15 protein-coding genes are annotated in these 22,978 nt (G+C 32.3%); 11 read left to right on the forward strand and 4 right to left on the reverse strand.

Translation table 11 applies throughout. From position 1 onward, the window contains the following. Positions 1-362, forward strand: a 362-nt coding sequence (locus tag QM536_04460; GenBank protein ID MDI9356265.1) for a hypothetical protein, incomplete at its 5' end; no start/stop codon positions are given. Positions 363-492: 130 nt separating this feature from the next. Beyond that, the gene (locus QM536_04465; protein ID MDI9356266.1) at positions 493-2,793 is read left to right on the forward strand and encodes a hypothetical protein; all 2,301 of its coding nucleotides are present in this window, start codon (positions 493-495) and stop codon (positions 2,791-2,793) included. 91 nt (positions 2,794-2,884) lie between these two features. Here QM536_04465 and QM536_04470 read toward each other — a convergent pair whose 3' ends face one another. The 4 genes from QM536_04470 to QM536_04485 all read right to left on the reverse strand — a co-directional run bounded on the left by QM536_04470 (position 2,885) and on the right by QM536_04485 (position 9,811). Next, positions 2,885-3,640, reverse strand: coding sequence for a DUF3108 domain-containing protein (locus QM536_04470; GenBank protein ID MDI9356267.1), 756 nt, complete (start codon positions 3,638-3,640; stop codon positions 2,885-2,887). Positions 3,641-3,658: 18 nt separating this feature from the next. Further along, positions 3,659-5,128, reverse strand: coding sequence for a UDP-N-acetylmuramoyl-L-alanyl-D-glutamate--2,6-diaminopimelate ligase (locus QM536_04475; GenBank protein MDI9356268.1), 1,470 nt, complete (start codon positions 5,126-5,128; stop codon positions 3,659-3,661). Between the two features lie 57 nt (positions 5,129-5,185). Continuing rightward, positions 5,186-6,187 (reverse strand): Rpn family recombination-promoting nuclease/putative transposase, encoded by a 1,002-nt coding sequence (locus QM536_04480; protein MDI9356269.1) that lies wholly within the window; start codon positions 6,185-6,187, stop codon positions 5,186-5,188. Positions 6,188-6,289: 102 nt separating this feature from the next. Beyond that, a complete protein-coding gene (locus tag QM536_04485) occupies positions 6,290-9,811 on the reverse strand; it encodes a M6 family metalloprotease domain-containing protein (protein ID MDI9356270.1) in 3,522 nt (1,173 codons plus the stop codon). Positions 9,812-10,963: 1,152 nt separating this feature from the next. Here QM536_04485 and QM536_04490 point away from each other — a divergent pair. From QM536_04490 to porV, 9 genes are all read left to right on the forward strand, one after another. Then, positions 10,964-12,019 (forward strand): sugar phosphate isomerase/epimerase, encoded by a 1,056-nt coding sequence (locus QM536_04490; protein ID MDI9356271.1) that lies wholly within the window; start codon positions 10,964-10,966, stop codon positions 12,017-12,019. Between the two features lie 20 nt (positions 12,020-12,039). Next, positions 12,040-13,005, forward strand: a complete 966-nt coding sequence (locus tag QM536_04495) for a zinc dependent phospholipase C family protein (protein MDI9356272.1) — start codon at positions 12,040-12,042, stop codon at positions 13,003-13,005. Then, positions 12,998-14,221, forward strand: a complete 1,224-nt coding sequence (locus tag QM536_04500) for a TolC family protein (GenBank protein MDI9356273.1) — start codon at positions 12,998-13,000, stop codon at positions 14,219-14,221. The genes QM536_04495 and QM536_04500 overlap by 8 nt, the downstream gene beginning before the upstream one ends. Before the next feature lie 428 nt (positions 14,222-14,649). After that, positions 14,650-15,198, forward strand: coding sequence for a 1-acyl-sn-glycerol-3-phosphate acyltransferase (locus tag QM536_04505; GenBank protein ID MDI9356274.1), 549 nt, complete (start codon positions 14,650-14,652; stop codon positions 15,196-15,198). 207 nt (positions 15,199-15,405) lie between these two features. After that, positions 15,406-17,808: an SUMF1/EgtB/PvdO family nonheme iron enzyme gene (locus QM536_04510; GenBank protein MDI9356275.1), complete on the forward strand. Its 2,403-nt coding sequence runs from the start codon at positions 15,406-15,408 to the stop codon at positions 17,806-17,808. Positions 17,809-18,329: 521 nt separating this feature from the next. Next, positions 18,330-19,877 carry a glutamate--tRNA ligase gene (gltX, locus tag QM536_04515; GenBank protein MDI9356276.1) on the forward strand — a complete coding sequence of 516 codons (1,548 nt, stop codon included), beginning with the start codon at positions 18,330-18,332 and terminating at the stop codon, positions 19,875-19,877. A gap of 159 nt (positions 19,878-20,036) precedes the next feature. After that, on the forward strand, positions 20,037-20,981 hold the full coding sequence (gene fmt, locus QM536_04520) for a methionyl-tRNA formyltransferase (protein ID MDI9356277.1): 945 nt from the start codon (positions 20,037-20,039) through the stop codon (positions 20,979-20,981). Positions 20,982-21,014: 33 nt separating this feature from the next. Then, on the forward strand, positions 21,015-21,566 hold the full coding sequence (locus QM536_04525) for a YceI family protein (GenBank protein MDI9356278.1): 552 nt from the start codon (positions 21,015-21,017) through the stop codon (positions 21,564-21,566). Positions 21,567-21,670: 104 nt separating this feature from the next. Then, positions 21,671-22,897: a type IX secretion system outer membrane channel protein PorV gene (porV, locus tag QM536_04530; GenBank protein ID MDI9356279.1), complete on the forward strand. Its 1,227-nt coding sequence runs from the start codon at positions 21,671-21,673 to the stop codon at positions 22,895-22,897. The last annotated feature ends 81 nt before the right edge of the window (positions 22,898-22,978 follow it).

The following is a 22,978-nucleotide window of genomic DNA, read 5'->3' on the forward strand; positions in this document are numbered from 1 at the left end:
ATGGAACTGAAGAAAATGGTGATGATGAAATTGATAACATTGACGACAATGGAAATGATGAAGAAACAGAAACCGAAGAAAAAACTAAAAAGAAAAAATTTGTTCCGATTGAAATAAGCGAAACAGGACTTGAACTTATTGAAATGATTTCCCTTGATTGCTCAAATAAAGAAGGTATATGGACAAGTGATTACGAAATAAAAATGGATAAAAACGGATATGTAATAAAGAATGGTCAGAAAACAAAAGAATTTTGGGATGGTACAATCTCGAGCGAAAAAACTCCTTTGCGAATGAAAGTCCGAAACATTGCCGGCGACGAAACAGAAATAATATTATCAGAAAATAAAAATATTCCATAAATAAGGATTCTATTTTTATTATATAATCCAATAGAAACAAAGAAAAACTATATTTTCTTATACTTAATATATGAAAAGAATAAATAATATACATTTTCAATAATACATACTCTCTCTATACAAAAACAAAATGAATATACTTATAAAGAAAGGAAAGGAGTTAAAAAACTCCATTTTTAGAGGTCACTTACTACAAAAAATCAATGGAACTCTTGCTTTTGATCTTCTCATTTCTACATTAAGAAAAAATATTGCTTTATTACTTCCCTGGTTTATACTTTTTAATATAATTTTAGGAAACTTTGGGAATGATTTTGGGGTTCCTTCTTTGTTTTTGAACCCTGAGTATTTAAATAAGACCAATTTTTGGAGTTTTTTTATAGTAGGTGTAGCATTTTCTCAATTTACTATCACATATCATACTATATGTTATGTTCTTTTCAGCGGAAATTATCCTTTTTTGGGGGCTGTCAAGCATTCTTTTTTTAAGTTCTCTATCAATAACAGTGTCTTTCCTCTCGTATTTCTCATAACTTATATTCTCTGCGTGTCTCATTACCAATTAGAGAATCAGTTTAAGGACTTGAGCGTTCTTTTTATAGATGTCATAGGTTTCTTATTAGGTTTTTGCATAATGCTTGTGCTGTTATATATGTTTTTTAGCTATACACATAAAAGTACTTTTGTGTCCTTTTCGGATAAAATAGACAAGCAGTTAAAACATATTACTATTAATAGAAGGGTCGTCTTAGATCACCTGAAGGAAACAAAGTCAGAGAAGCATGCTATACATTATTTTTTTGATAGTTTTTTTACATTACAAAGAACTGCAAATCTTACTTATGGAATAGATAGAAGATATCTGCTGAAAGTATTTGATGAGAATCATTTTAACCTCATAATAACGGAGTTTGTTACTTTTTTACTCATAGTTTTTATGAGTTTTTTTATGGATTATCCTCTGTTTCAGATACCTGCTGCAGCAAGTGGTATTTTTATTCTTACTTTCTGTATAAAAATAATAGCAGCTATCTCCTATTGGTTTAGAGGATGGTCTTTCACAGCAGGTATTTTGCTTCTCTTTTTGGTAAATCTTTTGTTAGAAACAGAGATATTAAAAAGCGATAATTATGCCTTGGGATTAGATTATAATAATAGTTTACCTGAGTATTCCCAAGCATCAATAGAACAACAAACTTCTCCAACTACTTATTTGCAAGATAAAGAGAGTATGATTTCTATATTAAAAAACTGGAAAAAGAAGCAGTCGGATACTTTGAAGCCCAAGATGGTGTTCCTTTGCGTGAGTGGAGGTGGTCAAAGGGCTGCTCTTTGGACTTTTAAGGTATTACAGGCAATGGATAGTATAACAGATGGGAAGTTTATGGAGAAAACAATGCTTATTACGGGTGCTTCGGGTGGTTCAATAGGTGCAGCATATTTTAGAGAGCTTTCTTTAAGAAAAAAAATGGGAGAAAATATCCATTTAAACGACCCAACTCATCTTACCAATATCTCTAAAGATATTCTGAACTCTATTATTTTTCATCTTTTGGTGAATGATATGCTTATTCGGTTCCAATATATGGATTACAAAGGAGAATCATATCTCAAAGATAGAGGAATTGCTTTTGAAAATACGCTGAACAACAATACAGATAAAGTATTAGATAAAAGTTTACAGGACTACGCTCTTCCCGAACAACAATCTCTCATACCTGTCTTGATATTAGCTCCTATTATTATAAACGATGGAAAAAAAATGTTTATTTCCAGCCAAGATGTAAGCTTTATGAATAATATTAGGAATCATAATGATATTATTATCAAGATAAAAGGAGTAGATTTTTTACGTTTTTTTGAACAACAAAATGCAGGTAATCTCAGATATTTAACGGCTCTACGCATGAATGCTACTTTTCCCTATATAAGTCCTAAAATTCAACTCCCTACCAGCCCTTCTATAGAATTAATGGACGCAGGTGTATTTGACAATTTTGGAGTATCCGACGCTATTCAATATATGTATGTTTTTAGACAATGGATAGCTGATAATACGAATGGAGTTGTCTTTGTTATTGTACGAGATTATCAAAAAATAGAAAATAACGTGATCCGAGAATCAAATTCTTTACTTTCTTACTTTTCATCGCCGATTAGTGGGGTTTATAATAATTTAGAAAATATTCAAGATATTAATAACGATAGTCAATTTGCTATGATTCAATCGTGGTTTCCTGACTCAGTAGAGCAAATCTCATTTGAATATAACCCTCATGAAAACAGAATCGGGGAAGCAAAACATGAAAAAGACAAGTATGCTCCTCTCAGCTGGCGTTTAACAGAAAAAGAAAAAAAAGGAATTATTCAAAATATAAAAACAGAAAAGAATATAAAATCGCTTCTCCAACTCAAAAAATCATTAGAGTAGTTCAGAAATAAAAATTCACTCTCTATATAAAAACATATTGTAAAATATAATACATAAAAAATCTCTAGAATACATCTGGAGTTTAAATATCTTATTTTTTTATATTGACATCTAAAGAGCCAATGGTCATCTTGGTTTTTATCTTGAGAAGAGTTCTTTTTAGGTCATTTGAGAACCATATTTGTATTGGATTGTTCTTTTCAAAGATAGTATTTGCAGGAGGGAAGATTGCAATAGTTATGGAGTGTATTTTTCCTTGTTCTGTTTTTATATATTCTTTTCCTATAAATCTTATTTGCAGGGTATAGGTGGTATCTTCCCAAAAACCTTTCATAGTAATGGTACTGCCGTTTGAGAGCGAGTCATAATGTTTATATTTGAGGATATGTATACCGCTTAAAATGTCGTGGAGTGGTTCTTTTACGGTATATTTTTTGATGGATTGGACTTGTTTTGTGGTAGGGTCTATATTTTTCACTTCTATTATATTTTGTTGCCGGTGAAACAATACTATTTCGTGCTTTCTGTATTTATTTTCTTGTATATTTCTATAAAAAAGTATTGGAAAATAAGATTGTGGGTCTATATGAGTAGCCCATTCATCGCTCACATTATAGAAAAGATGTGCGATTCCGGTGGTTTTTCCTGATATTTTCAAGTGGTAATACCTTTGAGAGTTTTTTATTTCTGATGTTTTTTTGAGGGTTGCTTCTCCTACCTTTATTCCTAAAAGAGAAATGATATATTCGGAAGTTTCTGTTTCTCTTGTGCTATAGATATTTTGGGAATAGGGACGGGAATTTATAAAAAGGAGTAAACAGGTGGTACAAATGATACAAAGTTTCATTTTTTGTTTGAAATACTGCTATTGCTTATTGCGAAGAATATTATTAACTATTTCGTATTCGTTAAATGGGTGTTTTATTCCTTGTATATCTTGATATTCCTCGTGTCCTTTTCCTGCGAGGAGTATTATATCTCCCTTTTGGGCAGAGTTTATAGTAGTTTCAATTGCTTCTTTTCTTTCGGGTATAACAAGAACTTTTTTATGTTTTGTATTTTTGTGGATTCCCTTGAGCATTTGGTTTATGATGTCCATTGGATTTTCAAATCGGGGATTATCAGAGGTAAGTATAAGAGTGTGGCTGTATTTATAAGCGATAGAAGCCATTATGGGTCTTTTGGTTGCGTCTCTATTTCCTCCGCATCCTGTAATAGTTATGATATTTTGATTATGTGAGCGGAGTTTTTGGATAGTTTGGAGAATTTTTTCCAAGCCATCGGGTGTGTGTGCGTAGTCAATAATGATATGTATTCCTGTTCTTGAGGTTATTTGTTGGTATCTTCCTTTTGGTGCTTGGAGTGAGGTGAGGTTCAGTAATGCCTCGTGTGGATTTTGCTGTAATAGTATTGCAGTTCCATACACTCCCAATAGATTATATGCGTTAAAGCTTCCTATCAGTTGAAACCATGCGTTTTTTCCATTTATTTCTAATTCTAATCCATTGATGGTATTGTGGAGTATTTTACCTTTGAAATCGCTTTTATTCTTCATTGAAAAAGATTTTTTAATTGCGTTACAGTTTTGTAGCATGATGTTGCTATTTTTATCATCGCTATTCACAAGAGCAAAGGCGGTTTTCGGGAGAGAATCAAAGAGCATTTTTTTTGCTTTTATATATGCTTCAAATGTTTTATGATAGTCCAAATGGTCGTGGGTGATATTCGTAAAAACAGCCCCTGAGAAGAGTAGCCCTTCGGTTCTTTTTTGGATTATGGCGTGGGAACTTACTTCCATAAACACATATTCACAATTTTTTTCTTCCATCTGCTTGAGTAATTTGTTAATAGTAATTGCATCGGGAGTTGTGTAAGTGCTGGGGAGTATTTCATCTTGTATTCTGTTCTCTACTGTGGAAAGCAGTCCTGACCTATGGCCTAGTTTTTGAAAGAGGCGGTAAAGAAGGGTTACTGTGGTGGTTTTTCCATTCGTTCCTGTTACTCCTATGAGTTTTAGATGATGGGATGGGTTTTGATAAAAATTGGATGCCGCTTTTCCGAGGGCTTTTGCAGTATCGGGTGTTTTTATGTAGCATATATTCGGCTTGATTTCAGCGGGGAGTTGTTCACACATAATTGTTTTTGCTCCTTTTTCTATTGCTGTATTTATGAATTGATGCCCGTCTACCTGGAGTCCTTTTACTGCGACAAACAAACTTTCGGTTGTTACATTTTTAGAATTATCACAGAGAGATACTATTTCTATTTCCTCTTCTCTCTCTTGGGTTCCTGTTATTTGGTATTCTATACCTGATAAAATTGCTTTTAGTTTCATTTGTTTTTCTTTGCTTTATAGTTTAGAGAGTAGTTCTAAAAAGTAGTTTGTATTCTTTTAGAGATTTTTTTCTTTTTTTATTTGCATTACAAACTCTAGGGTGACATCAAAATCCTCTGCTATTTCTACAAGAGTGAGTTTTCCTCTTTTGAGAGCTGTTGTGATTCTTTCTATTCTCTCTTCCATCTTTCCTTTTTGAATTCCTACTTGTTCTCCTTCTATTTTTCCTTCTAGAAGAAAATCTTTTACGGTTTTTCCCTTCTCATACATTATATTAATGCTTTTTTTTATCCCTTCTAATTGTTCTGAATCTAAATTTAAAGTTATCATATTATTAAGTAAATTTTGATATATAATTTTGTTTTTTTCTTCTTTTAATTCTTTTGGCAAAGTTACTAAATTATCTGCAATTTTTAGAAAATGGTGTATTTCTTCTCTATTGATATTATTTTCTTTTATAAGTTGGACAAATTTTCTAAGGGTTTCCAATCTTTCTATCTCTGTTTTTTTGGATGTATTTATCCACTTATTTAATAGTAAGCAGTATGCTATAGGGGACTTTATAGACATAAGTTCTCCTTCTGAATGTTCTGCTAACATATAATAACTTCCTTCAAATCTTAAGTTATTATTCATCTGAAAAGGTTGGTAGATATTTATATTGGGGTAGTTTTCTTGTCCTATATAAAGTATAAAGCTTTGTATTTCTTTGTTAGGATGTTCAGAATAGATTCTTATTAAGTAATTGAGCATCCTTTTGGCAATAGTTTCAGGTTGAGTAGATTGAATTTCTATATGAAGAAGTAAGATAAAAGATTTCCCGCTGAGTAATTCAAATTCTAATAAAGTATCTACTCGGGAGATAGAGTCCTGCATCTTAAACTTAGAGAATTCTTGTTGGATAAATCTATATTTTTTATCCCAATTAATATGTTGAGCAATATTTGGTAAAAAGAATTCAATAGCAGGTTTTGTCCAAAGAGATAGAATGAGTTTCCATGTTTCATCGTATTGAATGGGTGGTAAAGAAACCCTGTTTTTTAAATTATTTTTTGACATAATATTTGATGTAATAAACCGTATTACAATTTTTGTATGTAAAAGTGGGGCAAAAATAACTAAAGATAGTTTCTAAAAATTGGATTCTGAAAGTACTCTTTTTTAATTTTTTATAAATTCTTGTGTTCTATTTGTATGGTTTGTATAAATTTTTACTATGTATTTTCCTTTTGGGAGATTCTGAATAGGTATAGTATGTATTGTTTTTTGTTTTTTTTTCATAAATGATTCTGTTTTGAGGAGGTTCCCTGTAAGTGAATATACATGGATGGTTATTTCTTCAATGTAATTATTTTCTATCGATATGGTAAGTATTTCTTTGGTAGGATTTGGGAAGAGAGTAAGTCCTTCGTTTTGAATGGCGTTTGTGAGTGGATGTGATATAATAGATTGAAAGTATGCTTTGAAAGTGCGATTTTGAAATATAGAAAATTGATGTAGTGGATTTGTGGAGATATCTTGTTCATTTTCTGTCCATTTGAGGAATGTATAGTTTTCGTTGGGAGTTGCTTTTATGGTAACTTGTTGATTATACGAGTATGTTCCTGCTCCTGAAATAGTTCCTGCATTTTTATCATTTGCTATCATAAAAACGGTAAAGAATTTAGGTGTAAATACAGCTCTGATATTTCTATGTTTTTGGATGGGAAAAGAAAAGAGAGTATCGTAAGAAAGGGTAGAATCATTTTCTGTCCATCTCTCAAAAGTATATCCGAGGTAAGGTTTTGCTTTGAGTGTTACGGTTTGATTATAATTATATATTCCACTTCCCGTTATTTTTCCGGCGGTTGCAATATTGAGAGATGTAGTGATTATGTATTGTTTTAGAATAAATGCTGCGGTAATATTTCTATTTTTTTGTATGAGAAAAGAAAAAATGGTATCGTAGGAAAGGAGGGAATCATTTTCTGTCCATCTTTCAAATGTATATCCATGATAAGACGATGCTCGTAAAGTTATGGTATCATTATAGTTATATGTTCCATTTCCTCTTATTTGTCCTGGATTTGGAATATTTGTATTGATACTTATGAGATATTTTTTAAGGGTAAATTGTGCGGTAATATTTCTATCTTTTTGTATGGGAAAAGAAAAAATGCTATCAGAAGAAAGTGTAGAGTCATTTTCTGTCCATCTGCTAAAAGTATATCCTTCGGAAGCAGAAGCAGATAAAATGACAGTATCACCATCGTTATAAGTGCCACCTCCTCTTATTTGTCCAACGTATTCAGGAGTCGTACGAATGGTTACTGTGCTTTTTTTATTGATAGCAAAAATATAAAAAGGTGCTGATATATTATTATGGTAGGAAAAAAATCTTATATAAAAGATATCTCCTGGAGTTTGATTGCTGAGATATATTCTTGGCATTATATTATAAACAGAACCGATGTCATAATCATCAAAGCATTCTATAAAAGAGAGGTTGGAGCAAGTTCCGGAATAGAGAGCCATAAGTCCGTCCATGTATTGTATTTCTTGTGTTATAATGTCTATTGTTCCGGAGGCAGGAATTACAAAACGAAACCATACATCACCTCCATTGTATGAAGTTTGTAAACAACCCGGAGAAAATATATTTGAAATATGCATAGAAGCAGTGGCATTTACATTAGAGCTAAGAATAGGATTATATGTTTTTTGTATTGAGAGTTCTTTGGCATTACAAGGTTCATCATGAGATGGATTTATTATTATTTCTTTTATAAAGACGTTATCATTTTCATACTTTTCAGAAAGAGAATCTAATACATCTAAGGAGAATTGTAAGGAATATGTGCCGGGATTATATTTTCCTATTGAGACATCTGCATATTGTATGATTTGATTGGGTGAAATGGAATATTTGATAGTGTCTCTTCTAAGTAATTGATTGTTTATGGAAAGACTATTTATGAAGGTTTTTGAGCTTGCTGTAGAAGCATTATTTATAAAATTTATATCAACATAGAGAGAGTCATCCGATGAAAAATTTGTCTCTTCAGTATTATAACCTTTTCTTTTAGAAACAATAATAGAAGAAGGCCATCCTGTGGGGACAATAGAAGTGATATTTGGTTTTGTAGTGTCAGGAACAACGTAATTAAATAGAATATTAGGAGTAGATACAGTTATCTGTGAAATACTGATACCAGTATTTTTATTATTATAGGTTCGAGAGCTTGGGTTTGTGTTATCATTAAAATATCTCCGACTATAGATTCCTGGAAAGAGATCTCCCGCATCACCTTTGTTTTCAATAACAATACCAAGAATATTCCTTGATAGATAATCCAAATCATTGAGAGCGTCTGCTTCTTCTAAATCTACCAGTCTATTAGAATCATCTCTATTATTGGTTTTATCTGTATTAATATGATAAATGGCTAATCCCGAACCAGGTAAATGGGAATCAAAGCCCCTCCTTTGCCTATTCTCCATTAAAAAATATTCATTTTTATAAGGAGTATTGATTCTTATCACAACATTCGTATCAGTAGATGGTTTTAAAGTACAAGAATATTGTTTACTAAGAAGAGTAGGGTTTACCCAACCTAATTTTTCTTTACAGTAAGCAGAAAAAGAAGAAGGAGTCTGTCCCGTATTGAGCCAATTTCCGTTTCCCATAACACACCAAGCACCCAAACCTTGAGAGCTTCCATCTGTATCATAGAGGTCGGGTAGTCCTAACATATGTCCAAATTCATGACAAAAAACCCCAATAGATGTTTTTTGAGAAAGTAATATTTCGGGTTGAATGGCATAATTGCTTATAGTAACTCCATCATAAGAAGAGGAAAGCGATCCGGACGAAAAATGTGACCATATATGATTGGAATTACCCGTCGCTTCTCTCCCTGGACCCGAATGGACTACCATAACACTCTCTACATATCCATCGTTATCATTATCGTATTGAGAAAAATCTACCCCTGCTCTTTCTGCTGAGTATATTGCTTCTACTACTAACTGATATTCTCTTGTAGAATAGTATCTATAAGAGCTGTCTGCAGTATACCAACCATATACATCAGTGGTAACATTCAGTTTTTGAAAAGAATTTTGCAAAAAAAAATCTTTGAAGCTACCTGTATTTCTGTATGAAGGAGTATTAAATAAACTGTCAAAGGAATTTCGAGAATAAACACTATCTAAATCTTTAAACCGTATTAGCAAAGCAAGAATTTTTCTATTACCAGTAGTCGGGAATCTATTATTGATCGTCCCTGAAGCAGAGTATTGAATTGCAGAAGTAGTATCATTATATGCATTATTATATATATTTGAAGAAGAGCGAGAAGTATTTTTATCTCGTATTTTTTTAGGAATAGTTTTTAAAAAATTTTTCTCTTTAGAAGTTCTTTTTTTTACATTTTTAGCTCTTATACCTGATAATATAAGTTTATTTTGTCGGTCCATAATAACATACTCATAATATCCAATCCTATTTTTTCGAATAGTATACCCATCTTCTGTTTCTAAATGAGAGTCAGATTCATCACCTTTTATAAATAGTTTCATATTAGAACCATCGAGAAGTGTTTCTCTGATAGTATCCGGAAAAGCTGGGGCATACATTATTTGTGCGAAAAGATTTCTTTCTATGAAAAAGAAAAGGGAAATGTAGATTATTATTTTTTCCATAGTGTTTTATTGTTTTTATTCCATAGGTTTTATAAATTATTATGTTCTTAATAGCATTTAAAATGGAGATATGCATTGTTCATACGTTTGAAAAGAAGCCAAATAGTTTTTTATAAAGCTTCTCTGCTTCCCTTTCTTGTATACCCCTCAAAAAACTTACATAAAATGACCTCTCTGCCAGCTCATCTCTACGAACCCGTAACCACGATATTAATCAAATATCCAAATTCCTCAACGTTTTAATTTTTCAATAAAAATACTATTTTATTGCAATTCTTATTATTTTTCAAAATACTCTCTCAATTTTTAATGGAATGAGTATAAAATAAATTTTTTGAATATAATTTTTTCGTAAAGTGAATTAGAAAAACTAAAAAATAACTCTTTTTAGATAAATAATAGTTACAAATAAACGATAGTAAAAACAGAAAACATATTTTAGAATACCCTAAAAACACGTTTAGGTTTGTCTAAAAGTTATTTTAGAATACTCTAAAAACACGTTTAGATTTGTCTAAAATTTATCGTTTTTGTATTTAGGTTTGTCTAAATATCAATTAGTATATTTAGTTTTATCTAAATGTTTTTTTTGTACTATTTAAAATTTTATAACCTTTTGTTTTTTAAAAAGTTAATATAATAAGTAACTATGTTATTTATTGAAAGTATTATAACTATTTGATAAATAAATATATAAGATATTTTTATAATAAAAATATTTATAATATTGTAATATATAGTATTGATTAACAATTTTTTGTAAAAAAAATAAATGTATTTTATAAATAAATATATTATAAAAACAAATTATCAAAGAGTTATGGTTTATAATGATAATTGTTAATGGATATGTTTAGAAATTAATATTATAAGTTTTTGTAAAAAATATTTAGTGTTGCAAGAAAGCCCTTAACTTTGAGTCCACTCTCCAAAGTCATTTTTTACAAAAATATTTAATTTTAAACCTATTGATAATTAAATAATTACAAAATTATAAATGGATTAAAAGTGAGGTTTGGGAGACTCTCAACAAATATTTAAGAATTTTCTATAAATGCTGATTAACAATACTTAATTTTATTTAGAAAAAAAGTAATTTTACTTATTATTTATTATTATTATGAAATTATTTTACATTAATGAATCTATTATATGAAAACAATCAAAGGTCCGGGCATTTTTTTAGCCCAGTTTATGGGAGATAATCCTCCATTTAATAACTTAAGTAGTATTTGCAAATGGGCATCTGCTTTGGGGTATAAAGGAATACAGATTCCTACGTGGGATAAGAGATGTATAGATCTCAAAAAATGTGCGGAAAGTAAAGTATATGCCGATGAATTACAAGGGCTTGTAAGTAGTTTTGGGATGCAAATAACAGAGTTATCTACACATCTTCAGGGACAGCTTATAGGCGTTCATCCTGCGTATAATGAAATGTTTGCTGGGTTTGCTCCTGAAATGTATAGAAATAATCCATCCGAAAGAACACAGTGGGCTACCGAACAACTCTGTTTTGCGGCAAGAGCTAGTAAAAATTTAGGGATTTCCGTGCATGCAACTTTCTCAGGTTCTTTGCTTTGGTCATATATCTATCCATGGCCTCAGCGTCCAAAAGGGTTGGTAGAAGAAGGGTTTCAAGAGTTAGCATATAGATGGATACCTATACTGAATGAGTTTGACAAAAATGGTGTAGATGTTTGTTATGAAGTCCACCCTGGGGAAGATATTCACGATGGGATTACTTTTGAAATGTTCTTAGAAGCTACTAAAAATCATCCACGTGTTCATATCTTATTTGATCCGAGTCATTTTGTTTTACAGCAATTGGATTATCTTCAGTATATTGATTTTTATTATCCGTATATTAAAATGTTTCATGTGAAAGATGCAGAATTTAATTCTACGGGAAAACAAGGGGTTTATGGTGGGTATCAGCCATGGATAAAAAGAGCGGGAAGATTTAGATCCTTGGGAGATGGTCAAGTAAATTTTCCTGCTGTATTTAGTAAATTGTCTCAGTATGGTTACGATGGATGGGCTGTTATGGAGTGGGAATGCTGCATAAAAAGTTCGGAGCAAGGCGCAAAAGAAGGAGCACCATTCATTCAAAAGCACATTATATCTGTTACAGAAAAAGCATTTGACGACTTTGCAAGTAGTGGAGCAAATACAGAAACAAATAAAAAAATATTAGGGCTCTTATAATTATGTAATATATTTTATAAATGTTTGTTTTCCAAAGAGTTTTATTATTTTTTCTTATTTTTACATTTATATATCCTTTTAGCATACATTCCTGGGGGTTTCTGGGGCACAGGACTATAAATCGTATAGCCGTTTTTTGTCTCCCTCCCGAAATGAGTATTTTCTTTAAAAAACATATTGACTACATTACAGATAATGCTGTTGCTCCTGATAAAAGAAGACATTTAGATGAAGAAGAAGCTCCTCGACACTATATAGATCTCAATGAATATGGAGATAGTGCTTCTGTTATACTCCCCAAAAACTGGAATAGAGCAGTGGAAAAATACACCGAAGAAGCATTAAAAAAACATGGTATTGTGCCTTGGCATATTATTTTTATGAAATACCAGCTTACCAATGCCTTTCAAAAAAAAGATATGAAAAGAATTCTAAGAATATCTGCTGATATAGGACATTACATAGCTGATGCAAATGTTCCGCTCCACACCACATCAAATTATAATGGACAGTTGACAGGTCAATTGGGAATACATGGTTTTTGGGAATCTCGAATACCAGAGTTATTTTTAGAGGATTATGATTTTTTTGTAGGAAAAGCAGTTTATATACCAAATGTAGAAACAGAAGTTTGGAAGTGTATATTTCAAACCCATTCTATGGTGGATTCTGTTTTGTCTTTTGAAAAAATACTTTCTCAACAATTTCCGCCCGATGAAAAAATGGAAATAGTAGCAAGAGGGAATACTATGGTACAAACCTATTCTTACGACTATTCCAAAAAATATCAAAATGTTTTGAATGGGCAAATAGAAAGACAACTACGAAGGTCTATTCAGATGGTAAGTAATATTTGGTATACTGCTTGGATTGATGCAGGCCAGCCAACTTTAGATAATTTTATAATCCAAAAGGAAAACAATATATTAGAAGTAACAGATACCACAAAAAATAAAAATCAACTACAAATACGAGAACATGAATAAATTATTGTTAGTACAGACAGTCAGTTTGTTTTTTTTTATACATTCCTTTTTTGTAAAAGCACAAAAAATAACTCTTGCTGAAGCAATTCATGTTGCGATGCAGAATAATTTAGAAATAAAAAACGAACAATTATATATAGATAAGAGTAAAAAATTAATTTCTACGGCTTTTAACATACCTTCTACCCATATAAGTTTAGATATAGGAAATGTAAATGGTGCTTTGTTAGATAATAGATGGAGTATTCAACAATCTTTTTCCTCTCCGCTGTTATACGGAAAGCAAAAAAAAATCTTAAAACAAAATTGGAAAATTGCTACCTTTAACAAAACTCTCAAAGAATTAGAGATTAAAAAAAATGTAACTCAAATATTTTATACTCTTGTTTGTTTGGAAGAAAAAAGAAAGATACTTACTCTATTGGATAGCATTCACAAAAAATTTATTTCCAAAATAAACCTGCTTTCTGCCGAAGGGGAAACAGACATATTAGCAAAACTCTACTCCGAAAATGAAAGAACCACTCTGCTCATAAAGCTCAATAACCTCGAACAAGAAACAAGTATAGCCAAAAAAATATTCAAAACCCTGCTCTATACAGAATCGGAATTAGAACCTATAGTGGATAATTTGAAAATAGAAACCTCTTTTAGCAAGGATGATCCCACTATTGAAAATCATATATCTCTTCAAGTAAAAGAAGAAGAAAAAAAAATAGCTTCTATGAATAGTAGTTTAGAAAAAATAAAATTATTTCCGGAATTTAGTTTGGCTTATTTTAATGGCACCTTTCAAGGGTTTGCAGCTGATAATAAAGAATATACTTTACAAGATAGATTTCAATCTGTGCAGATTGGAATAGATTTTCCTCTTTTTTTTATAACGAATAAAAAAAATATAGAAGTGTCTTACCTTCATCAAAAAATATCTCAAAATAATTATTTATTGCAAAAACAAATACTCAAAACCCAATGGACATATACTTATGAGCAGTATAAAAAGAATAAAGAACTCTTGGAATATTTTGAGAAAATAACTCTTCCTAATATCATAATTATAGAATCCATTGCAGAGAAAAAGTTTTCTGTCGGCGAGTATTTGGAATGGTTTAACCATATTAATCAAGTAGCATCTATAAAAATATCTTACATAGATATCATAAAATCTCTCAATGAAAATAGTATTGAATTAGAATATTTACTAGAAAAAAAATAACAAAAGAACAATATGCTCAAAAAAATCTATCGTATCGCTATTATTGCTTTGATTACGAGGTGTTTAAACATTTTTATATGGATATTTTAGAATGGAAAATAATAAAAAAAACATACCGAGAAGAAAGAAAATATTATAAATTAGATTTGGCATTGAATGAGATATATAGATAGAACTATTTTCTTTTCCAAACCCTCCCAAGAGAATATTTCAACCAGAAGCGAATGGTTTGATACATTGATCTTTTGAAGTAGAAAATTTAGAAATTATTATACAGTACCTCTCAAAATATAATATAGAAACATAATCAATTCGTATGGATACCATAACGAATAAACGTTTTACTTTTATTCCGATACTGATGGTTTACCGATAGAATTTTATGAAATCCCTAAAAATTATTCCTCTTTAATATATAATAAATACAAATGAAAAGAACTATTTATCAGTTTATTTTTAGTGCGTGGGGATGGAAAATAGAGGGTGATGTGGCTACTATGAAAGCGGAAAAGAAATATATAGCAGTAGTAGCCCCTCACACCAGTAGTTGGGATTTTATTGTAGGGGTATTAGTCCGCTCTATTTTACAATTAGACATACGATTTATTGGGAAGAAAGAACTTTTTACCTTCCCCTTAGGAATACTTATGCGCTGGATGGGAGGATATCCCGTAGACAGGAAAAAAGATAATAATTTAGTAGAAACAATATCCAATATTTTTTTAGAAAAAGAAGAATTTGCTATTGCACTTTCTCCCGAAGGCACCAGAAAAAAAGTAACCTCCCTTAAAACAGGGTTTTGGTATATTGCTAAAAAAGCAAATATCCCTATTATTGCTGTGGGGTTTGATTATAAAACAAAAACAATTCTCATCCACTCCCCTATTATGCCAACAGATTTGGAAGAAAACCTTCAAATAATGATGCGTTTCTATAAAACTATAACAGGAAAAAATAAAGAAAATGACTTACGTTAAAGTAATGTATCTATTCAAAAACAGAAAATAAAAAAACAAAATAGATATAAAAATTAAGGTGTGTTCTAAAAATTGATTTCTTCAAAAGAAAAGTGTTGGTAACTATTGATTTTTAAGGGCTACAGTTTTTAGGATTTGAATTTTTAGAACCCCTCTGTATATTGTCTTTTTTTAAAACACAATGTAATTATTAAACATACATCAACAATGAAAATACATTATAGAAAAGTTTTTGCAAGGATAGTAATCATAGGAGGAATGATAATACTGAATGCATGCGAACCAAAGGAAACTTTTGGTTCACTGAGCGGAAGGGTAACAGATACGAAAACAAATGATCCCGTCCCCGGAGTTATTATAAATATATCAAGTAATGGAAGCCGAAACACTACTTCAGATTCTGATGGCTCTTATAGTTTTGGAGAATTGCCAACGGGTAATTATGAAATCTCTACTATCAAAGCGGGATATCTCAATTATAGAACCCCAAGACCTATAGAAATAAATGGACAAACTATAAAAAGAGATATTCAATTAGAAGTTCCTTTTATATCTCTTAGTCCTACTACCTATAATGCTCCCTCTACACAAGGGGCAACCAATATAGCAATTACATCTAACACTGCATGGAATACTGTTTCGAGTGAACCTTCATGGCTTACTACTACTAAAACAGGAACAGGAAATGGAACACTTGAAGTGACTTATACGGCAAATGCCATTACGAATACTCGTACAGGAATTATTACCGTGCAGGCAGCAGATGCTGTATCCCAAATATTTACTCTGAGGCAAGAAGGAATTGCTCCTTTTTTGACAATCAATAACCCAAATATACAAGTGCCTAGCTCCGCAGGGCAAACTTCTTTATCCATAATGTCAAATATAAACTGGACTGCTATGAAAACTGCAGAATGGATATCTACTATAACTCCCGAAACAGGAACGGGGAATACACAAATGAGCATTACCACATTAGAAAATACCACAGGAAGTACAAGAACAGGAACAATAACATTCTCAGGAACAGGGGTAACAAATAAAATAGTGAACATTACCCAAACTACACTTCTCCCTACCCTTGCTGTATCCCCATCTACACAAAATGTACCTCATACTGCCACTACTACTTCTTTTTCTGTCACTTCAAACACCGCATGGTTAGCTATGAGTAATCAGACCTGGGCTACCATTCCTCAAAACACATCCAATGGAAATGGAACTCTTATAGTAGCATTATCCATCAATACCGCTTCTGTATCTCGAACCGCTACCATTACTGTATCTACAACAGGTGTTCAAAATAAAAATGTTACCATTACTCAAGCAGAATTTCTCAACTGCACATATTCTCTCTCCCCTTCGAGTAATTCGTATAGTGCGATTGCTACTACAGGAACTTTTAATCTTACTGCATCAGCAAATTCAGGATGCACTCCTTGGACTGCTTCAGCTTCTCCAAGTTGGATAACTATTACTTCTGCTACTTTGGGAACTGGATCGACAACGGTGAATTTTTCACTCTCTGCCAATACTTCCTCCAGTGCAAGAACAGGAACTATTAATGTAGCAGGACAAACTTTTACCATTACACAGGCAGGAGAAGTTGTTTGTAGTTATTCTCTCTCCCCTTCGAGTAATTCGTATAGTGCGATTGCTACTACAGGAACTTTTAATCTTACTGCATCAGCAAATTCAGGATGCACTCCTTGGACTGCTTCAGCTTCTCCAAGTTGGATAACTATTACTTCTGCTACTTTGGGAACTGGATCGACAACGGTGAATTTTTCACTCTCTGCCAATACTTCCTCCAGTGCAAGAACAGGAACTATTAATGTAGCAGGACAAACTTTTACCATTACACAATCAGTATCATCGGGAAATAATCCTTCTACCAAAACAATTACTGCAGGTGGAGTTTCTTTTACTGTGAACCTCATACCCGCTGGAACCTTTACCATGGGATGTGTAGAAGGAAGAGATGCAGGCACGGGAAAAGCAAACACTTCATGCCCGAGTGATCAACTTCCTACAACGAATGTGACGCTCACTCGGGATTTTTATATGATGACTACAGAGGTGACTCAAACACTCTGGAAGGCAGTGATGAACAATACAAACCCGAGTTCTTTTCCTAACTGCGGTACTTGCCCCGTAGAGACTGTATCATGGACTGATGTCCATACCTTTATAGCTGCCTTAAATACTGCTACGGGAATGACCTTTCGTCTCCCTACGGAAGCAGAATGGGAATATGCCGCTCGAGGAGGACAAAACTTTCAATATGCAGGTTCGGATAATATAACCGATGTTAGCTGGTATGGAGTAAATAGTAGTAATACAACTCACCCTGTAGCTCAAAAAGTTCCTAATGGCTACGGACTCTACGATATGACCGGGAATGTATGGGAATGGTGCAGCGATTGGTATGGAGATTATAGCGGTAGTGCAGTGAGTGATCCTACTGGTCCTAGTTCGAGTTCGAGCCGGGTGATGCGCGGTGGGAGTTGGAATCGCGACGCCAGTAACTGCGCCGTTTCTGTTCGCTACTTCATCAGTCCTTCCTTCAGGAACTTCAATATTGGATTTCGACTTACCTATAGTTTATAGGTGGTCATTTGTGCCTTCTTGTGAGCGTTCATTTTTGCAGAATGCAGCGAGAAACGAGGATACCTCTTAACGAAGCGGAATACTGCAAAAATGGTAAGTAGAATCCTTTTTTAACCCCCCCTGACCCCTCCTTAAAAGGAGGGGAGTTGGGACAATGTTATAATGATTTCTACACAGGAAGCGATCCGTTGAACGCAGGATTGTCTGTGTTCAACGGATCGTTGCCTGATCTTACTTTATTGCTCCCTGATCTTGATTAATAAAAGTTTACTCTTAAAATAGGTTCTAAAAATAGGACAATGATGTATTGAAGCTATTACATTTTTTTGGATATAATTATAATTGTAATCTATTCTAAAAGTTCTAACACATTCATGTTTTGTTTTTCATATAGTTTTCTTTTCTTTTTTGCAACCTATTGTATGAATAAATGTTGTAATTCCAATACATTTAAAAAAATACTGTATTATTGCAATTATTTCAAAATACAAAATTAATATAATTATTTATTAACATACAAAATGGTCAGAGTAAGATTTGCTCCCAGTCCGACGGGGGGGCTTCATATAGGAGGAGTGAGAACGGCATTATATAATTTTTTGTTTGCGAAGCAAAACAAAGGAACTATGATTTTGAGAATTGAGGATACTGATCAATCAAGATTTGTGCCTGGTGCTGAGGAATATATTAAAGAATCACTCCAATGGATTGGCATTCAAGTAGACGAAGGTGATGGAATAGGAGGAAAATTAGGTCCTTACAGGCAATCGGACAGGCATAGATTAGGAATATATAAGCAATATGCACAGCGTTTATTAGAGGAAAAAAAAGCATATATCGCTTTTGATACCGAAGAAGAACTCCAAAAAATGAGAGAAGATCTGCAAGAATCCCATTCTACCACTCGTCAATACAACGCTGATACAAGAAAAACGATGAAAAATTCTCTCACGCTTTCGCATCAAGAAGTAGAAAAACGGATACGAAATGGAGAAAGACATGTAATCCGCTTACAAGTTCCCGAAAACGAAGATATTATATTTTATGATGTGGTGCGAGAAAAGGTAATCTACCACTCTTCTGTTTTAGATGATAAAGTGCTTATAAAGTCTGACGGGATGCCCACTTATCATTTTGCTAACGTGGTAGATGACCATTTAATGGAAATAACCCATGTGATTAGAGGTGAAGAATGGCTCTCTTCTACTCCTATTCATGTACTTCTATACGATTTTTTTGGATGGAGAAAAAATATGCCTGTTTTTGTGCATCTGCCTTTGATACTCAAGCCCGAAGGTGCAGGAAAACTCAGCAAAAGAGATGCAGAGAATCATGGATTTTCTATATTTCCTTTGAATTGGATAGACCCCCTCTCTCACAATACTTCCATAGGATTCCGAGAAAGTGGATACTTGAAAGAAACAATGATTAATTTTTTAGCCCTTCTCGGTTGGAGCAATGGAACAGAAGAAGAATTCTTTACTCTCCAAAAACTCATTACAGAATTTTCTCTAGAAAAAGTTCATAAATCAGGAGCAAGGTTTGATATAAAAAAAGCCCAATGGTTTAATAAACATTATATAAAACAAAAAAATAAAAATGAAATTTACTATGAAATAACACAAATTTTACTTTCTCAAAATATACCTTTTTCAGAAGAAAAAATCCCTCTCATAGTAGAATCCATGATAGAAAGAATCACTTTTATACCCGAAATTATTACCCATGGAATGTTTTTTTTCTATCCCCCTGAACAATATGATAATGCTCTTATTCAAAAAAAATGGAACCCCGAAACAGAAAAAGTATTACAAGGAATAGCTCTTCTCTTTGAGCAAAACAATTCTATTGAATACTCTCCCGAGCAGATTCATTCTCTCTTAGAAAACTACTTTGCAGATAAACAAATCAAAATGGGAAAATATATGCAGATGTTAAGAGTAGCGATTACAGGTAGCGGGGAAGGACCAGACCTTATGAATATATTATCCATTATAGGAGTACCAAAAGCAGGAGCAAGGATCTATTCTGCTCTCCAAAAAATAGGGAAAAAAGAAAAAACAGAGTAAAAAACAGATTTTTACCTTTCTTTATTTCTATAAAAGTGAGCAAATGTTTATAAATCAAATAATAATAATAATTTACAAAATCTCAAGTATATAAACACAATAACTTGAGAACCATATACCCAATACCTGTTTCATATAGTAAAAATAGAACCTTCGTTTGTGATACCATATTCTAAAAAAGAGAGTTTACGTATAGTATTTTTTGGAACTAATACTTTTGCAGTAGAAAGCCTAAAGATATTAGTAGAAAATAAAAAAAACATAGTAGGAGTAATAACCGTCGAAGACAAACCACAAGGACGTGGAAACATTGTGCAGGAATCCCCTATAAAATCTTTTTGTAAAGAACACAATATCAATCTTATGCAACCGCATAGTTTAAAATCTGATGACTTCATACAGCAACTTCAATTACTTGCAGCCGATATACAAATTGTAGTCGCCTTTAGAATGCTCCCGGAAGTAGTATGGAATATGCCACCCTTAGGAACATTCAACCTGCATGCTTCTCTTCTTCCTAAATACAGGGGAGCAGCACCCATAAACTGGGCTCTTATAAACGGAGAAACAGAAACAGGGGTCACTACTTTTTTTCTCAAACACCAAATAGACACAGGTGATATTATCTTCCAAGAAAAAGAAACCATAAGCTCCGATGACAATGCAGGAACTCTCACACACAAATTGATGAAAAAAGGAGCAGCATTAGTATTAAAAACATTGGAATCCATTCAAAACAACACCTATCAAAAAATATCCCAAACCTCTTTCAAAAATATAGAACCAACACATGCTCCTAAAATATTTACAGAAACATGCGAAATAAACTTTTCTCAACCAACAGAAAGCATTGTTAATCTTATACGGGGTCTCTCCCCTACCCCTGCCGCTTGGACAAAAATAAACCAAAAAACAATAAAAATATTCCAAACATCGCATTCATATAATAATGAAATGAAAAATGTACCAGGCAGTATAATAACAGACAATAAAACATACCTTAAAATAGCAACTCAAGATGGATACATATCTATTTTAGAACTTCAAATGGAAGGAAAAAAGAAAATGCAAATCCAAGAATTTTTAAGAGGTAATAAAATCTAATATACAATAATTCTATTTACATACTAAAAAAAAATGAAAACACAATTCTTAATAATACTATCCTTTTGCATAGCGAATACCTGCTTCTCGCAATTTCAATTTATAACAAAAGATGCCGAAGTAACTTTTTTTTCTGAAGCACCATTAGAAAATATAAGCGCACTTAACAAATCACTCAACGGCGTAATCGACATAGAAAAAGGAACTTTTCTTATGAAAATACCTGTTAATAAATTTATATTTGAAAGTGATCTCATGGAAGAACATTTTAATGAAAACTACATGGAATCCGAAAAATATCCACACAGCACTTTTAAAGGATCTTTTTCTGAAAAGATAACATTAAATGAAGAAAAAGAATATACCTTACTTGCAACAGGAACCCTCACAATACACGGAGTAGGAATAAAAAGAGAAATCCCTGTAAAACTTTCATGGAAATCACAAAAAAAAGAATTTATAACCACATTCACAATAAAACTAAAAGACCATACTATAGATATTCCACAACTCCTCTTCAAAAAAATAGCAGAAGAAGTAGAAGTAACCATAAAATCAGAACTCATAGCAATACAAAAAAAATAAATACTATTCCTTCTTCACAATAAAAATATTTTTTTTTACGTTATATATAATAAATCTTTCACTAAAATAATTTCATCATACACTCAAATCACATGAATAATAACATGCAAATCAATAATAATATCGTATTGTATATATTTTTGCTCGGAACATTAATACCTATACAATCTTATGGGCAACAGCAAATAAACGTAAGTCAAATTTCGGGTAGCGATTCATATAAAAATGTAATATCAACCGCAGTTCCATTTTTAGGATTTGCACCCGATGCACGAAGTGCCTCACTAGGGGATGTGGGAGTATCTACTTCCGCAGACTTTAATTCTGTCCATTGGAACAACGCAAAACTTGCTTTTATAGATAAAAAATTTGGAGTTTCCTTTTCCGTAACCCCATGGCTCAGAAAACTGATAAATGATATGTATATAGGATATCTTTCGGGATATTATAAAATTGGAAGTAATCAAGCAGCCGCTATTACTATGAAATACTTCGACCTGGGAACTATTAACCTTACAAATGAAACAGGTGAATCTAACGGAATTTCTAATCCACGTGACTTTGCAATAGACGGAACCTATTCTCGGAAATTAGGTAATAACTTTGGAATAGGAGTTACTATACGATATATATATTCAAATCTTATTTCAGGATTTGCAGGGAATACGGGAGTTCCTGGACAAGGTATAGCATTTGATTTAGGAAGCTACTATACTACAAAAATACAAGTAGGAAATAATAATTCTATCCTATCCGCAGGTATCCATTTCAGTAATATAGGAACAAAAATTACATACAGCACTCCCGAACAAGCAGATTTTCTCCCAATGAATATGAGAATAGGAATGAGTTACCTCTACGAATTAGACCCTTATAATTCACTTACTGTTATTTTAGAAACAAATAAACTTATGGTGCCAACTCCACCTATAAGAAGTTCTACTAATTACGACTCCATCATATCAGGAACAGAAAATAGAGGGGTACCCGTCCTTTCAGGATTATTCAGATCTTTTAATGATGCTCCAAGGGGAACCGCAGAAGAATTTGAAGAAGTATCTTTTAGCAGCGGTATAGAATATTGGTATAGAGATTTTTTTGCAGTAAGATTTGGTCATCACTTCGAAAACATAAATAAAGGAGATAGAAAATACTTTACTCTCGGAATAGGACTCAAATACAATGTTTTAGAATTAGACGTAGCATATCTCATCCCACAAGGCGGAAGAGGACATCCCTTAGCTGATACATTCCGATTTACATTAGGTGTAAATTTCAAATCTACTCCTAAACAAAAACCCGAAAATACTACTACAGAATCCGAACAGTAAAAATAAATCTGTGTATTGCATACTTAAAAAAACAATGATGGATTTTAAAACTTACAAATGCAAGCAACTAAAAACTACATA

It is taken from the genome of Chitinophagaceae bacterium (assembly GCA_030053935.1).
Lineage (GTDB): Bacteria > Bacteroidota > Bacteroidia > Cytophagales > JASGCU01 > JASGCU01.

Excerpts from the sequence above, each read along its gene's own strand:
- QM536_04465 (MDI9356266.1), top strand. The coding sequence starts at position 493 with ATGAATATACTTATAAAGAAAGGAAAGGAGTTAAAAAACTCCATTTTT.
- QM536_04470 (MDI9356267.1), bottom strand. The coding sequence starts at position 3,640 with ATGAAACTTTGTATCATTTGTACCACCTGTTTACTCCTTTTTATAAAT.
- QM536_04475 (MDI9356268.1), bottom strand. The coding sequence starts at position 5,128 with ATGAAACTAAAAGCAATTTTATCAGGTATAGAATACCAAATAACAGGA.
- QM536_04480 (MDI9356269.1), bottom strand. The coding sequence starts at position 6,187 with ATGTCAAAAAATAATTTAAAAAACAGGGTTTCTTTACCACCCATTCAA.
- QM536_04485 (MDI9356270.1), bottom strand. The coding sequence starts at position 9,811 with ATGGAAAAAATAATAATCTACATTTCCCTTTTCTTTTTCATAGAAAGA.
- QM536_04490 (MDI9356271.1), top strand. The coding sequence starts at position 10,964 with ATGAAAACAATCAAAGGTCCGGGCATTTTTTTAGCCCAGTTTATGGGA.
- QM536_04495 (MDI9356272.1), top strand. The coding sequence starts at position 12,040 with ATGTTTGTTTTCCAAAGAGTTTTATTATTTTTTCTTATTTTTACATTT.
- QM536_04500 (MDI9356273.1), top strand. The coding sequence starts at position 12,998 with ATGAATAAATTATTGTTAGTACAGACAGTCAGTTTGTTTTTTTTTATA.
- QM536_04505 (MDI9356274.1), top strand. The coding sequence starts at position 14,650 with ATGAAAAGAACTATTTATCAGTTTATTTTTAGTGCGTGGGGATGGAAA.
- QM536_04510 (MDI9356275.1), top strand. The coding sequence starts at position 15,406 with ATGAAAATACATTATAGAAAAGTTTTTGCAAGGATAGTAATCATAGGA.
- gltX (MDI9356276.1), top strand. The coding sequence starts at position 18,330 with ATGGTCAGAGTAAGATTTGCTCCCAGTCCGACGGGGGGGCTTCATATA.
- QM536_04525 (MDI9356278.1), top strand. The coding sequence starts at position 21,015 with ATGAAAACACAATTCTTAATAATACTATCCTTTTGCATAGCGAATACC.
- porV (MDI9356279.1), top strand. The coding sequence starts at position 21,671 with ATGCAAATCAATAATAATATCGTATTGTATATATTTTTGCTCGGAACA.